Here is a 13,794-nt window from a genome sequence, read left to right as displayed (position 1 = left end):
TGGTCGTGGACGACGTGGTGCAGCCGACCTCGCCCCTGCGGCGACCACCGGCCGGCGCCGCGCCGGCTGGGGAGGACGGGCCGTGCCTGCCAGACTGGCCCGGTGCGGGACGTGGTGGTGCTGGGGAGCACGGGGTCGGTGGGTCGGCAGGCGCTGGAGCTGGTGGCTGAGCACCCCGGGGAGTTCCGGGTGGTGGCGCTGGCCGCCGGTGGTGGCTCGGTCGACGTGCTCGCCGCCCAGGTCCTCGACCACCGGCCCGCGGTGGTGGCGGTGGCGCGCCCCACCGTGGTGCAGGACCTGCAGCTGGCCCTCTACGCCGCCGCCAAGGAGCGCGGCTGGGCCACCGGGGAGGCCACCCTGCCCCGGATCGTGGCGGGGCCGGACGCCGCGGTCGAGGTGGCCGGGCTGGCCTGCGACGTCGTGCTCAACGCGATCACCGGGGCCGCCGGACTGCGTCCGACCCTGGCCGCGCTGGACGCCGGCAGCCGGCTGGCGCTGGCGAACAAGGAGTCGCTGGTGGTCGGCGGGCGGGTGGTGACGGCCGCGGCGGCCGAGGGCCAGATCGTCCCCGTCGACTCCGAGCACTCCGCCCTGGCCCAGTGCCTGCGCGGCGGTCGCGCCGGCGAGGTGGACCGGCTGCTGGTCACCGCCAGCGGTGGCCCGTTCCGCGGCTGGGACGCCCAGCGGCTGCGCGACGTCACCCCGGCCCAGGCCCTGGCCCACCCCACCTGGGACATGGGCAAGGTCATCACCACCAACTCCGCGACCCTGTTCAACAAGGGCCTGGAGGTGCTGGAGGCGCACCTGCTCTTCGGCATCGGGCTGGACCGCATCGACGTCGTCGTGCACCCGCAGTCGGTGGTGCACTCGATGGTCCAGTTCACCGACGGCTCCACCCTGGCCCAGTGCTCCCCGCCGGACATGCGGCTGCCGATCGCGCTCGGCCTGGTCTGGCCCGACCGGCTGCCCGGCGCGACCCGTCCGGTCGACTGGAGCACGCCCGCCACCTGGACCTTCGAACCGCTGGACGAGGCCGCCTTCCCCGCCGTGGAGCTGTGCCGGCGGGCGGGCCGGGCGGCGGGCACGGCGCCGGCGGTGCTCAACGCGACCAACGAGGAGTGCGTGGAGGCCTTCCACGCCGGCCGGATCGCCTTCCCCGACATCTGGGCGCTGGTGGAGCGGGTGCTCGGGGAGCATCTCGGGGACGCCGACGGCGGGGCCGGCGCGGACGCCCCGGCCGCTTCGGCGGCGGACGTAGGATGCACGCTGGTGCCGGACCCGGAGCTGGGCGTCGAGGCCGTGCTGGCCGCCGACGGGTGGGCCCGCCGCCGGACCGCAACCCTGGTCGAGGACGTCGACCGCACGAGTCGGGGAGTGAGCTGAGCCGATGGACGTGGTGCTCTTCGTCGTCGCCGCCGTCGGGTTCTTCGCCCTGATCATGGTCTCGATCGCGCTGCACGAGATCGGCCACCTCGTCCCGGCCAAGCTCTTCGACGTCAAGGTCACCCAGTACTTCACCGGCTTCGGGCCCACCCTGTGGTCGCGGTGGCGGGGGGAGACCGAGTACGGGGTGAAGGCCGTCCCGCTGGGGGGGTTCGTCCGGATGGTCGGGATGTTCCCGCCGGCCCGCGACGGGCAGGTGCGGGCCAGCTCCAGCGGCATCTTCCAGTCGCTGGCCGACGACGCCCGCGCGGCCGAGCACGAGCACATCACCCCGGCCGACGAGGGACGGCTGTTCTACCAGAAGCCGGTCTGGCAGAAGCTGATCATCATGGCCGGCGGGCCGGTGATGAACCTGCTGCTGGCCTTCCTCATCCTGCTCGGCGTGACGGGGCTCCACGGCATCGTCCGCCCGCAGCTGATCGTGGCCACCGTCGAGGAGTGCGTGGTGGCCGCCGCGGAGCCGCCGCGCACCTGCACCGAGGCCGACCCACGGACGCCGGCCGCCACGATGGGCCTGCGCCCCGGCGACACCCTGGTCTCGTTCAACGGCGTCACGCTGCAGAGCTGGGAGCAGCTCTCGGCGCTGATCCGGGCCAACCGCGACCAGCCCGCCACCGTGGTGGTCCGGCGCGACGGCACCGAGCTCTCCCTGCCCCCCACACCCACGGTGGTCACCGGGGTGGCCGATGAGTGGAACCCGTCGGAGACGGTGGAGGCCGGCTTCCTCGGCGTCAGCCCGGTCTACCAGCGCGTCACCGGGGGACCGGTCACCGTGCTGCACGACATGGCCGACATGACGGTGCGCAGCGTGCACGCCATCGCGCGCTTCCCGGTGAACGTGTACCACACCGCCGCCGACCTGGTGCTGGGCAACGAACGCGACCCCAACGGCCCGATCAGCATCGTCGGGGCCAGCCGGACCGCCGGCGACATCGCCGTCACCGACCAGCTGGTCACCGCTGACAAGGTGTCGACCTGGTTCCTGCTGCTGGGCTCGGTCAACCTCTTCGTGGCGCTGTTCAACTTCGTGCCCCTGCTGCCGCTGGACGGCGGGCACATCGCCGGCGCGCTCTGGGAGGGGCTGCGCCGCGTGCTGGCCCGGCTGCGCGGCCGCGGCGACCCCGGCTTCGTCGACACGGCCCGGCTGCTCCCGGTGGCCTACGTCGTCGGCGGGTTCATCGCCGTCTCCGGCGTGGTGCTGATCATCGCCGACCTCATCGACCCCATCCGCCTGTTCGGCTGACCTGCGTCAGCGACCCCCGTCCCCGAGTGCGAGAGTGAGACCATGACCATCGACCTGCCCCTGCCGGAGGTCCGCGAGGCGCCGCCCGTGCTCGCGCCCCGGCGCAAGACCCGCCAGATCAAGGTGGGCAAGGTGGGCGTCGGCAGCGACCACCCGGTGTCGGTGCAGTCGATGACCACCACGATGACCACCGACATCAACGCCACCCTGCAGCAGATCGCCGAGCTCACCGCCGCCGGCTGCGACATCGTCCGGGTGGCCTGCCCGAGCTCCGACGACGCCGAGGCGCTGCCCGCGATCGCGCAGAAGTCGCAGATCCCGGTGATCGCCGACATCCACTTCCAGCCCAAGTACGTCTTCGCCGCGATCGAGGCCGGCTGCGCGGCGGTCCGGGTCAACCCGGGCAACATCCGCAAGTTCGACGACCAGGTCAAGGAGATCGCCCAGGCCGCCAAGGACCACGGCACCTCCATCCGGATCGGCGTCAACGCCGGCTCGCTCGACCCGCGGCTGCTGCAGAAGTACGGCAAGGCCACCCCGGAGGCGCTGGTCGAGTCGGCGGTCTGGGAGGCCTCCCTGTTCGAGGAGCACGACTTCCACGACTTCAAGATCTCGGTCAAGCACAACGACCCGGTGGTCATGGTGCGTGCCTACGAGATGCTGGCCGAGCGGGGCGACTGGCCGCTCCACCTCGGGGTCACCGAGGCCGGGCCGGCGTTCCAGGGCACGATCAAGTCCGCCACCGCGTTCGGCGCCCTGCTCAGCCAGGGCATCGGCGACACCATCCGGGTCTCGCTGTCCGCGCCGCCGGTGGAGGAGGTCAAGGTCGGCATCCAGATCCTGGAGTCGCTCAACCTCAAGCCGCGCCGGCTCGAGATCGTCTCCTGCCCCTCCTGCGGCCGTGCCCAGGTCGACGTCTACAAGCTGGCCGACGAGGTCACCGCCGGGCTGGACGGGCTGGAGGTGCCGCTGCGGGTCGCGGTGATGGGCTGCGTCGTCAACGGGCCCGGCGAGGCCCGCGAGGCCGACCTCGGGGTCGCCTCGGGCAACGGCAAGGGCCAGATCTTCGTCAAGGGCGAGGTGATCAAGACGGTGAAGGAGTCCGACATCGTCGAGACCCTGATCGAGGAGGCCATGCGGCTGGCCGAGGAGATGCCGGCCGGCGAGGGTGCGCCGGAGGTCTCGGTCCGGTGAGCGGTCCCGTGCGGACGCCGGCCTCATGACCGCCCCCACCCGGCTGGCCGGGCACGTGCGGGTGCTCACCGACTCCGACGTCCCCGACGTCATCCGGCTGCTCACCGAGGACCCGGTGGTCAACGTCTTCGTCGCCGCCCGGGTCCGCAGCGGCGGGGTGGACGAGTTCACCCTGGGCTGCCCGATGTGGGGCTGGGAGGTGGGCGAGCGGCTCCGCGCGCTGCTGCACGTCGGGTCGAACCTGGTGCCGGTGCAGGCCGACCCGCAGGCCGTCGACGGCTTCGTCGAGCACCTGGGCCGGACGCGGCGGTGCTCCTCCATCGTCGGCCCGGCCGAGGTGGTGCTCGCGCTGTGGCAGGGCCTCTCCCAGCGCTGGGGCGACGCCTGGTCGCAGGTGCGCGAGCTGCGGGCCGACCAGCCGCTGCTGGTGATGGACACCGACCCGACCGGTGCGGAGGACGAGCGGGTCCAGCGGATCACCGAGGAGCACTGGGAGGCCTACAGCGACGCCTCGGCCCGGATGTACACCGAGGAGGTCGGGGTTCCGCCCGCCCCGCAGAATCCGCTGAGCTACCGGATGCACGTGCTCGGCCTGATCAAGGCCGGCCGCGCCTTCGGCATCGTGGAGGACGGCCGGGTGCTCTACAAGGCCGACCTCGGCTCGGTCGCCGGCGGGGTCAGCCAGGTGCAGGGCGTGTGGGTCGACCCCGAGCTGCGCGGACGCGGTCTGGCGGCGCCGGCGATGGCGCGGACGGTCCGGCTCGCCCGGGAGGAGACGCCGACCGTCTCGCTCTACGTCAACGACTTCAACGAGCGGGCCCGGCGCACCTACCAGCGGGTCGGCTTCCGCCAGGTGGGCACCTTCGCGACCGTCCTGTACTGATCGGCAGCCCGGACGCGCCCACGGCGAGACCGCTCTTGTTGGCCCCCGCAACAATTCACTAGCATGCGGGTCGGCGACGCGGCACCGGTCGCGCCGCACGCGCAACCAGAGAGGTCGACGATGCCCCAGGACCAGGCCGAGGCCACGCTGCCCGGGTTCGACACCAGCCGACGCCGGAGGGCCCTGGTCGTCCGGGGCGGCTGGGAGGGCCACCAGCCGGTCGAGGCCACCGACCTGTTCATCCCGCACCTGGAGCAGCACGGCTTCACCGTCGACGTGCACGACTCCCCGGCGCCCTACGCCGACGCCGACCTGATGGCCGAGGTCGACCTGGTCATGCAGTGCATGACGATGTCGTCGATCGAGAAGGACCAGTTCTGGGGGCTGCGGGCCGCGATCGAGGCCGGCACCGGGTTCGCCGGCTGGCACGGCGGCATCGCCGACTCCTACCGCAACACCTCCGACTACCTGCACCTGGTCGGCGGGCAGTTCGCCTGCCACCCGGGCAAGCACCCCGACGAGCGGGTCGGTGACATGTCGGACAACTACGTGCCCTACACCGTGAACATGCTCCCCGAGGCCGCCGAGCACCCGGTCACCGCCGGGATCGGCGACTTCGACCTCGTCACCGAGCAGTACTGGGTGCTGGCCGACGAGTACTGCGACGTGCTGGCCACCACCACCCAGAAGGTCCGCGAGTGGGACCCGTGGCACCGCGAGGTCACCTCGCCGGCGATCTGGACCCGCCAGTGGGGGCGGGGCCGCATCTTCGTCGCCACCCCCGGCCACCAGGTGGACGTGCTGCGCGACCCGTCGGTCAACACCATCGTCAAGCGGGGGCTGCTGTGGGCGAGCCGATGAACCTGGCCATGATCGGCTGCGGCAACATCGCCGCGCAGTACCTGGCCAGCCTGGAGCGGCTGCCCGGACTGCGGCTGGTGGCGGTCTGCGACGCCGTCCCCGCCGCCGCGGAGCGGGTCTCGGCCGAGACCGGCGTCCCGGCCCGGTCGGTCGAGGAGGTGCTCGCCGACCCGGCGGTCGACGCCGTGCTCAACCTGACCATCCCGGCCGCCCACGCGCCGGTGACGATCGCCGCCCTCGAGGCCGGCAAGCACGTCTACCTGGAGAAGCCGTTCGCCACCTCGCTGGCCGACGCCGACGCCATGGTCGCCGCCGCCGAGAAGGCCGGACGCCGGATCGGCTCGGCCCCCGACACCGCGCTCGGCACCGGCATCCAGACGGCCCGCCAGCTGGTCGACTCCGGCCGGATCGGCACCGCGGTGGCCGCCACGGCGTTCATGATGAACCCCGGCCACGAGTCCTGGCACCCCAACCCGGCGTTCTACTACCAGCACGGCGGCGGGCCCCTGCTCGACATGGGCGTCTACTACCTGACCGCGCTGGTCACCCTGCTCGGCCCGGTCGAGGCGGTCACCGCGATGGGCTCGCGGATCCGCACCGAGCGCCCGGTGCCGGCCGGCGCGCCGCGGGCCGGGGAGGTGCTGACGGTGGAGGTCGACACCCACGTCAGCGCGGTGCTGCGCCACACCAGCGGGGTCACCAGCACCCTGGTCGTCAGCTTCGACGCCGTCGCCAGCCAGCTGCCGCGGATCGAGGTCTACGGCAGCGAGGCCACCCTCGACGTCCCCGACCCCAACCGCTTCGACGACCCGGTGCGGTTCTGCGCCACCCCGCGAGGCCGGGACTTCACCGAGGTCGAGCCGACCGCGGGCTACCGCGACGCCGGACGCGGCTACGGGCTGGCCGACATGGCCCGCGCGATCGCCGACGGCGGGCCGCACCGGCAGAGCACCGAGCTCGGCTACCACGTCAACGAGGTGATGGAGCGGGTGCTGGAGTCGATCCGCGAGCAGCGCCAGACCGCCGTGGTGAGCCGCTGCGAGCGCCCGGCCGTGGTGCCGCTGGACGCCACCCCCGACGTCGCCTGACCACCCAGCCACACCGAGGAGGACGAGCATGACCACCACCGGACGCCCGCTGCGGGTCGCCATGATCGGCTACGCCTTCATGGGCGCGGCCCACTCCCAGGCCTGGCGCAACGTGCACCGGTTCTTCCCGCTGGAGCTGACCCCGGAGATGGCGGTGCTGGTGGGGCGGAACGCCGAGGCCGTGCAGCAGGCGGCCGCCACCTTCGGCTGGGCCGAGACCGCGACCGACTGGCGGGCGGTGGTGGAGCGCGAGGACGTCGACGTGGTCGACATCTGCACCCCCGGCGACACCCACGCCGAGATCGCGCTGGCCGCGCTGGCCGCTGGCAAGCACGTGCTGTGCGAGAAGCCGCTGGCCAACACGGTGGCCGAGGCGGAGGAGATGACTGCTGCGGCCGAGCAGGCCCGGGCCCGCGGCGTCCGCTCGATGGTCGGGTTCAGCTACCGCCGGGTGCCGGCGCTGGCGCTGATGCGCCAGCTGGTGGCCGAGGGCGTGGTGGGCGACATCCGCCACATCCGCGGGCTGTACCTGCAGGACTGGATCGTCGACCCGGAGTTCCCGCTGGTGTGGCGGCTGCAGAAGGACAAGGCCGGTTCGGGCGCGCTGGGCGACATCGGCGCCCACATCCTCGACGCCGCCGAGTTCGTCACCGGCCACCGGATCACCGGGGTGGCCGCGCAGACCGAGACCTTCGTCAAGGAGCGCCCGTTGCCGGGGGAGTCCGGCACCGGCGGGCTCAGTGCGACCGGCGGTACCGGCACCGGCCCGGTCACCGTGGACGACGCCGCGGTGGTGCTGGCCCGCACCGACGCCGGCGCGCTGGCCACCTTCGAGGCCACCCGCTTCGCCACCGGCCGCAAGAACCGGATCGTGCTGGAGGTCAACGGCTCGAAGGGGTCGCTGGCGTTCAACTTCGAGGACATGAACAGCCTCGAGCACTACGACCTCGCCGCCGGTGACCGGGCCGGGTTCACCAAGATCTCGGTGACCGAGCCGACGCACCCCTACCTGGAGGCGTGGTGGCCCGCCGGGCACGGGCTGGGCTACGAGCACACCTTCGTCCACCAGGCCCGCGACTTCCTCGCCGCGATCGCCGCGGAGGAGGACCCGACCCCGTCGTTCGCCGACGGCCTGCGGATCCAGCGGCTGCTGGCCGCGGTGGAGGAGAGCGCGGGCGCGCAGGCGGCCTGGCAGCAGGTCTGACCCGCTCGCCCGACCCCAGCGCCCTGAGCCGGATCCCAGCGCCCTGAGCCGGATCCCAGCGCCCTGAGCCTGTCGAAGGGCCGTCCGCCGCACATTCTCGTTGGGCTGCGATCACACCACGCCGATAGGCTCGGCCCGCCTGTCGACCCGGAAGGAACCCCCTGTGATCACGAGGATGTCCGAGCTGTTCGTGCGCACCCTGCGCGAGGACCCGGCCGACGCCGAGGTCGACAGCCACCGCTGGCTGGTCCGTGCCGGCTACATCCGCCGGGTCGCCCCGGGCATCTACTCCTGGCTGCCGCTGGGGCTGCGCGTGATGGCCCGGATCGAGCAGGTGGTCCGCGAGGAGATGGCCGCGGCCGGCGCCCAGGAGCTGCGGTTCCCGGCGCTGCTGCCGCGCGAGCCGTACGAGGCGACCGGGCGCTGGACCGAGTACGGCGACGGCATCTTCCGGCTCAAGGACCGCAAGGGCGGGGACTACCTGCTGGGCCCGACCCACGAGGAGCTGTTCACGCTGACGGTGAAGGACCTGTACTCCTCCTACAAGGACCTGCCGCTGACGATCTACCAGATCCAGACCAAGTACCGCGACGAGGCCCGGCCCCGGGCCGGCATCCTGCGCGGGCGTGAGTTCGTCATGAAGGACGCCTACAGCTTCGACGTGGACGAGGCCGGGCTGGAGCGCTCCTACGCCCGGCAGCGGGAGGCCTACCAGCGCATCTTCGACCGGCTCGGGTTCGACTACGTCATCGTCAAGGCCCACTCCGGGGCGATGGGCGGCTCGATGAGCGAGGAGTTCCTGGTCCGCTCCCCGATCGGGGAGGACACCTTCGTCCGCGCGCCCAGCGGCTACGCCGCGAACGTCGAGGCGGTCGACGTCGCCGTCCCGGAGGCGGCCGACGCCACCGACGCCCCGCCCGCGCACGTCGAGCCGACCCCGGGCACGCCGACCATCCAGACACTGGTGGACGCCCTCAACGCCGACCACCCGCGCGCCGACCGCGCCTGGACGGCGTCCGACACGCTGAAGAACGTGCTGTTCACCGTCACCGAGCCGGACGGCCGCCGCTGGGACCTGGCCGTCGGGCTGCCGGGTGACCGCGACGTCGACGGCAAGCGGATGGAGGCCGAGCTGGGTGAGGGCGCGACCTTCGCCCCGTTCACCGACGAGGACTTCGCCCGCCACCCGCAGCTCGCCAAGGGCTACATCGGCCCGGGCGTGCTGGGAGAGGAGTCGGCCACCGGGATCCGCTACCTGCTCGACCCGCGGGTGGTCGACGGCACCCGCTGGGTGACCGGGGCCGACCAGCCCGACTCCCACGTCCTCGACCTGGTCAAGGGCCGCGACTTCGACGCCGACGGCACCATCCAGGTGGCCGACGTCCGCGCCGGCGACCCGTCCCCGGACGGCTCGGGTCCGCTGGAGCTGGAGCGTGGCATCGAGATGGGCCACGTCTTCGCCCTCGGCACCAAGTACTCCGAGGCGCTGGGGCTCAAGGTGCTCGACCCCAACGGCAAGCTGGTGCCGGTGCACATGGGCTCCTACGGCATCGGGATCACGCGCGCGGTGGCGACGGTCGCGGAGAACACGTGCGACGAGAAGGGGCTGTGCTGGCCGCGCGAGCTGGCCCCGTTCGCACTCACCGTGCTCGCCACCGGCAAGGGCGAGGACGTCGCCGCGAAGGCCGCCGAGATCGCCGGGGCGCTCGCCGAGCGCGGGGTCGAGGTGCTGCTGGACGACCGCAAGGTCTCACCGGGGGTGAAGTTCGCCGACTCCGAGCTGCTCGGCATGCCGACCGTCGTGGTGGTCGGCCGCGGGCTGGCCGACGGGGTGGTCGAGGTGCGTGACCGCCGCAGCGGGCAGAGCACCGAGGTGGCCGTCGACCAGGCGGTGCCGCACCTGCTCGAGCTGCTCGGGTGAGCCGGACCCGCCTGCGCCAGCTCCGCGGTGCAGGAGGCGGCCGTGCCGGCTGACATCGCCCTGCACGTCGTGCTGCTCCTGGTCGGGGTGGCCTTCCTGGCCGGCTGGGTGGACGCCGTGGTGGGGGGTGGCGGGCTGATCCAGCTGCCTGCCCTGCTGCTGGCCCTGCCCAGCGACACCTCGGTGCCGGAGATCTCGGGCACCAACAAGGTGAGCTCGGTGGCCGGGACCGCGGTGGCCACGCTGACCTACCTGCGCAAGGTCCGCCCGGACTGGGCGGTGGTCGTCCCGCTGGTCGCCTCCGCCTTCGCCGGGTCGGCGCTGGGCGCCCAGCTGGTCCGGCTGCTGCCCCGCGACGCCTTCACCCCGATCGTGCTGGTGGCCCTGGTCGCCGTCGGCACCTACACCGTGCGACGGCCCCAGCTGGGTCTGGAGCACGACGTCCGCCACTCCGGCTTCGCCTCGGTCTGGCGGAGCGCGGCGATCGGCGGCGGGGTGGGCGTCTACGACGGGTTCCTCGGCCCCGGCACCGGCTCCTTCTTCGTCATCCTCGTCGTCGCCGTCCTCGGCTACGGGTTCCTCCAGGCCACCGCCAAGGCGAAGCTGGCCAACCTCACCACCAACGTGGCCGCCATCGGCGTGCTGGCCTGGCACGGCCAGGTGCTCTGGCTGCTCGGGGTGCTGATGGCCGCGGCCAACCTCACCGGCGCCTACCTCGGCGCCCGGATGGCCCTGCGCCACGGCAGCGGCTTCGTCCGCCGCGTCTTCCTCGTGGTGGTCGGCGCGATGATCCTCCGCCTCGGCTGGGACACCGTCCAGATCGCCCTCCGCGTCCTCGCCTGAGCACCCCCGGCACGCTGCCCGGACGCGGCCGGCTGGTCGAGACCGGCCACCGTCACCAGGACCCTCACCCGACCTCCCACCCCGGCCAGACCGCGAGCGCCCCGCCCAGCCCGACGGCGACGGTGGTGCTCTCCACCAGGGCGTCGACCGCCACGGCGCGGTCCCCGTCGGGGGCGGCGGCGACCCACCGGCCGACCCACGGCACCAGCGCCAGCTCGAGGTCGCGGCGCAGCGTGGCCGAGCCGGCCTGGTCGCCGGGGTCCAGCTCGACGTCGTAGTCGGCGGCGGCGGCCGGCACGGCCAGCCCCCGCCCGCTCAGCACCGCCGTGACCGCGTCACGCAGCCCCAGCAGCCGGTCCAGCCGGGCCCGGGCGGCCTCGTCGGCCGACGACCCGAGGGCCAGCGGCACCAGGGCGAGCTGGTAGCCGTGCACGACCATGTGCAGCGCGGTCAGCAGCGCGGTCGCGGCCTCGACGTCGGTCACCGCGGTGCCCAGCCCCGGGCGGTCGGTGACGGCCTGCAGCGCACGGGCCTGCGGTGCCGCGGCGGCGAAGGCCGACAGCGAGGCCCACAGCAGGGCCGGCGGGCCGGAGACCGCCAGCGCGGCGTCCCGGTAGCGGCCCCGGGCGCCTCCGAGCGTGCTCCGCCAGGCCTCCTCGTCGGCCAGGGCGTCGGCGGGGGCCTCCGGGGTGGGCCCGGGCCCGGCGGGGAGCGGCCCGGTGCGGTCGGGCTGCGCCAGGCCGGCGACGTGGGCGGCGTGCGCGTCGGCGAGCGCGGTCCAGCGCGCGCCGTCCGGCCCGTCGGCCAGCGCCCGGGCCACCGCGGCCAGGGCCTGCTCGGTGCGCAGCGCGTCCTGCACCTCCGGCGGCGGCGGAGGCTGCGGCGGCGGGGTGGGTGGTCCGCCTCGGACCACCGGGCTCGACCAGGTGCAGCCGGTGAGCGGCAGCGTGCCCAGGGCGGCGGCCGCGAGCAGACGACGGCGGCTCAGCGTGGACACCCCGGGGACGCTACCGCAGCGAGCCGGGCGCGAGGGCGGGGGCGGACGTATATGCTCGACTGTCCCGGCCTCGCGCCGGGGACAACTGCCAGGCACAACCGGATGGAGGGACGGGCACGTGAAGGACTCCGACCTGGACGACCTGTTCACCCCCGTCCTCACCGCGCACGGGCTCGAGCTGGAGCACCTCTCGGTGCAGGCCGCCGGGCGCCGTCGCGTGGTCAAGGTGGTGGTCGACGGGGACGGGCCGCAGGGACGCGGACCGCTGCTCGACGACATCGCCGCCGCCGCCAAGCAGCTCAACGACCTGGTCGACGAGCACGACCCCAGCGGGGTGTCGCCCTACACCATCGAGGTCTCCTCGCGGGGGCTGAGCCGTCCCCTCACCAAGCCGCAGCACTGGCGCCGCAACCGCGGCCGCCTGGTCCGGCTGGAGGTCGGGGAGGAGCAGCTGACCGGCCGCGTGGTGGCCTCCGACGACACCACGGTCACCCTCCAGGTCGGCGGCGGGCGACGCACGCTGGAGCTCGCGGAGGTGCGCCGGGCGCTGGTGCAGGTCGAGTTCAACCGGCCCGCGGAGCCGCTGGCCGACGAGCCGCTGGCCGATGAGGACGACGAGGAGGGGCTCGACGACGAGCTCGACGAGGACGCCTCCGGCGAGGACGAGGACGAGGGAGGACGCTGAGATGGACATCGACATGGCCGCGCTGAAGTCGCTGGAGCGTGACCGCGAGATCCCCCTGGACGTCCTCGTGCGGGCCCTGGAGGAGGCGATGCTCCAGGCGTACGAGAAGACCGAGGGCGCCCACTCCGGCGCCCGGGTCAACCTCGACCGCAAGAGCGGCAAGGTGCAGGTGATGGTGCCCGAGCTCGACGAGGACGGCGAGCGGATCGGGGAGTACGACGACACCCCCGCCGGCTTCGGCCGGGTGGCCGCCACCACCGCCCGCCAGGTCATCCTGCAGCGGATCCGCGAGGCCGAGGACGAGCAGAAGTACGGCCACTTCTCCGGGGTCGAGGGCGACATCCTCTCCGGCGTCGTGCAGCAGGACGCGAAGTCGCGCACGGTGCTGGTCGACCTGGGCAAGATCGAGGCGATCATGCCGCTGGCCGAGCAGGTGCCGGGGGAGCGCTACACCCACGGGCGCCGCCTGCGGGTGCAGGTGGTCGCGGTCCGCAAGGAGCTGCGCGGGCCGCAGGTCGTGGTCTCGCGCACCCATCCCGACCTCGTGCGCAACCTCTTCCGCCTCGAGGTGCCCGAGATCGCCAGCGGGCTGGTCGAGATCAAGGCGGTGGCCCGTGAGGCCGGGCACCGCACCAAGATCGCGGTGGTCAGCCACAACCCCGACGTCAGCGCCAAGGGCGCCTGCATCGGACCGATGGGCCAGCGGGTGCGCGCGGTCATGCACGAGCTCGACGAGGAGAAGATCGACATCGTCGACTGGTCGGAGGACCCGGCCACCTTCGTGGCCCAGGCGCTCTCGCCGGCCAAGGTCTCCTCGGTGACCGTGGTGGACTCCGCGGCCAAGGCCGCCCGGGTGGTCGTGCCCGACTACCAGCTGTCGCTGGCGATCGGCCGCGAGGGCCAGAACGCCCGGCTGGCCGCCCGGCTCACCGGCTGGCGGATCGACATCCGCTCCGACGCCGAGACGCAGGCCTGAACCCGCCCGCAGGACGGTGCTGACCCGCCGGGGGCGATCGGGTAGGCTGTCGCGGTGGATCAGCCGGTACGCACGTGCGTGGGGTGCCGGCGACGGTCCAGCCAGTCCGAGCTGATCCGGCTGGTGGCCCGGCCCGGCACCGTCGAGGTGCTGGTCGACCGCCGTCGGTCGCTCCCGGGCCGGGGCGCCTACGTGCACCCCGACCCGGCCTGCACCGAGCTCGCGGTCCGACGCAGGGCGATCGGGCGGGCGCTGCGCCTGGAGGGGGTCGACCCCACCCAGGTCTCCGACCTGCTCGCCTCCCTGACCGACCCGCAGCAGGCGTCCCCGACTTGGTCGGGGTCGGGGGGCACGGCGTAGAGTGGCGACGCATTCCGCGGTCCCCGGAGGACGGGGACCGTCCGAACCGACCCGCACCACCCGGTGGGGGTCAGACCAGGAAGTGAGCTGACGCTC

Annotated in this window: 13 protein-coding genes; 12 read left to right on the top strand and 1 reads right to left on the bottom strand. The window is 73.6% G+C overall.

Translation table 11 applies throughout. The annotated features are described in order from the left end of the window. Positions 1–102 precede the first annotated feature (102 nt). From dxr to DT076_RS03385, 9 genes are all read left to right on the top strand, one after another. Positions 103–1,383, top strand: coding sequence for a 1-deoxy-D-xylulose-5-phosphate reductoisomerase (gene dxr, locus DT076_RS03425; protein ID WP_199538938.1), 1,281 nt, complete (start codon positions 103–105; stop codon positions 1,381–1,383). 4 nt (positions 1,384–1,387) lie between these two features. Continuing rightward, the gene (locus tag DT076_RS03420) at positions 1,388–2,686 is read left to right on the top strand and encodes a M50 family metallopeptidase (protein ID WP_114125276.1); all 1,299 of its coding nucleotides are present in this window, start codon (positions 1,388–1,390) and stop codon (positions 2,684–2,686) included. A 42-nt stretch (positions 2,687–2,728) separates the two neighbouring features. After that, a complete protein-coding gene (ispG, locus tag DT076_RS03415) occupies positions 2,729–3,880 on the top strand; it encodes a flavodoxin-dependent (E)-4-hydroxy-3-methylbut-2-enyl-diphosphate synthase (RefSeq protein ID WP_114125275.1) in 1,152 nt (383 codons plus the stop codon). Between the two features lie 43 nt (positions 3,881–3,923). Beyond that, on the top strand, positions 3,924–4,763 hold the full coding sequence (locus DT076_RS03410) for a GNAT family N-acetyltransferase (RefSeq protein ID WP_114125619.1): 840 nt from the start codon (positions 3,924–3,926) through the stop codon (positions 4,761–4,763). Positions 4,764–4,883: 120 nt separating this feature from the next. Beyond that, the gene (locus DT076_RS03405) at positions 4,884–5,624 is read left to right on the top strand and encodes a ThuA domain-containing protein (RefSeq protein WP_114125274.1); all 741 of its coding nucleotides are present in this window, start codon (positions 4,884–4,886) and stop codon (positions 5,622–5,624) included. Further along, the gene (locus DT076_RS03400; protein ID WP_114125273.1) at positions 5,609–6,712 is read left to right on the top strand and encodes a Gfo/Idh/MocA family protein; all 1,104 of its coding nucleotides are present in this window, start codon (positions 5,609–5,611) and stop codon (positions 6,710–6,712) included. The genes DT076_RS03405 and DT076_RS03400 overlap by 16 nt, the downstream gene beginning before the upstream one ends. Before the next feature lie 28 nt (positions 6,713–6,740). Further along, positions 6,741–7,916 carry a Gfo/Idh/MocA family protein gene (locus tag DT076_RS03395; RefSeq protein ID WP_199538937.1) on the top strand — a complete coding sequence of 392 codons (1,176 nt, stop codon included), beginning with the start codon at positions 6,741–6,743 and terminating at the stop codon, positions 7,914–7,916. A 175-nt stretch (positions 7,917–8,091) separates the two neighbouring features. Further along, positions 8,092–9,837 (top strand): proline--tRNA ligase, encoded by a 1,746-nt coding sequence (locus tag DT076_RS03390; RefSeq protein ID WP_114125272.1) that lies wholly within the window; start codon positions 8,092–8,094, stop codon positions 9,835–9,837. A 42-nt stretch (positions 9,838–9,879) separates the two neighbouring features. Continuing rightward, the gene (locus tag DT076_RS03385; RefSeq protein WP_199538936.1) at positions 9,880–10,680 is read left to right on the top strand and encodes a sulfite exporter TauE/SafE family protein; all 801 of its coding nucleotides are present in this window, start codon (positions 9,880–9,882) and stop codon (positions 10,678–10,680) included. A gap of 64 nt (positions 10,681–10,744) precedes the next feature. Here DT076_RS03385 and DT076_RS03380 read toward each other — a convergent pair whose 3' ends face one another. Beyond that, positions 10,745–11,677 (bottom strand): DUF4439 domain-containing protein, encoded by a 933-nt coding sequence (locus DT076_RS03380; RefSeq protein WP_114125270.1) that lies wholly within the window; start codon positions 11,675–11,677, stop codon positions 10,745–10,747. Positions 11,678–11,795: 118 nt separating this feature from the next. Between DT076_RS03380 and rimP the strand changes: the two genes are divergently transcribed. Genes rimP through DT076_RS03365 form a run of 3 tightly spaced genes read left to right on the top strand, consistent with a single transcriptional unit; the run spans position 11,796 to position 13,698 of the window. After that, positions 11,796–12,362, top strand: coding sequence for a ribosome maturation factor RimP (gene rimP / locus DT076_RS03375; RefSeq protein ID WP_114125269.1), 567 nt, complete (start codon positions 11,796–11,798; stop codon positions 12,360–12,362). 1 nt (position 12,363) lies between these two features. Continuing rightward, positions 12,364–13,338: a transcription termination factor NusA gene (nusA, locus tag DT076_RS03370; protein ID WP_114125268.1), complete on the top strand. Its 975-nt coding sequence runs from the start codon at positions 12,364–12,366 to the stop codon at positions 13,336–13,338. A 54-nt stretch (positions 13,339–13,392) separates the two neighbouring features. Beyond that, complete coding sequence (locus DT076_RS03365; protein ID WP_114125267.1) at positions 13,393–13,698, top strand: YlxR family protein; 306 nt, start codon at positions 13,393–13,395, stop codon at positions 13,696–13,698. Positions 13,699–13,794: the final 96 nt, after the last annotated feature.

This window comes from Desertihabitans brevis (assembly GCF_003327535.1).
GTDB lineage: Bacteria > Actinomycetota > Actinomycetes > Propionibacteriales > Propionibacteriaceae > Desertihabitans > Desertihabitans brevis.
Note: the sequence above shows the minus strand (reverse complement) of the source record. Positions and strands in the feature narration are given on the sequence as shown.

Excerpts from the sequence above, each read along its gene's own strand:
- DT076_RS03420 (WP_114125276.1), top strand. The coding sequence starts at position 1,388 with ATGGACGTGGTGCTCTTCGTCGTCGCCGCCGTCGGGTTCTTCGCCCTG.
- ispG (WP_114125275.1), top strand. The coding sequence starts at position 2,729 with ATGACCATCGACCTGCCCCTGCCGGAGGTCCGCGAGGCGCCGCCCGTG.
- DT076_RS03405 (WP_114125274.1), top strand. The coding sequence starts at position 4,884 with ATGCCCCAGGACCAGGCCGAGGCCACGCTGCCCGGGTTCGACACCAGC.
- DT076_RS03395 (WP_199538937.1), top strand. The coding sequence starts at position 6,741 with ATGACCACCACCGGACGCCCGCTGCGGGTCGCCATGATCGGCTACGCC.
- DT076_RS03390 (WP_114125272.1), top strand. The coding sequence starts at position 8,092 with ATGTCCGAGCTGTTCGTGCGCACCCTGCGCGAGGACCCGGCCGACGCC.
- nusA (WP_114125268.1), top strand. The coding sequence starts at position 12,364 with ATGGACATCGACATGGCCGCGCTGAAGTCGCTGGAGCGTGACCGCGAG.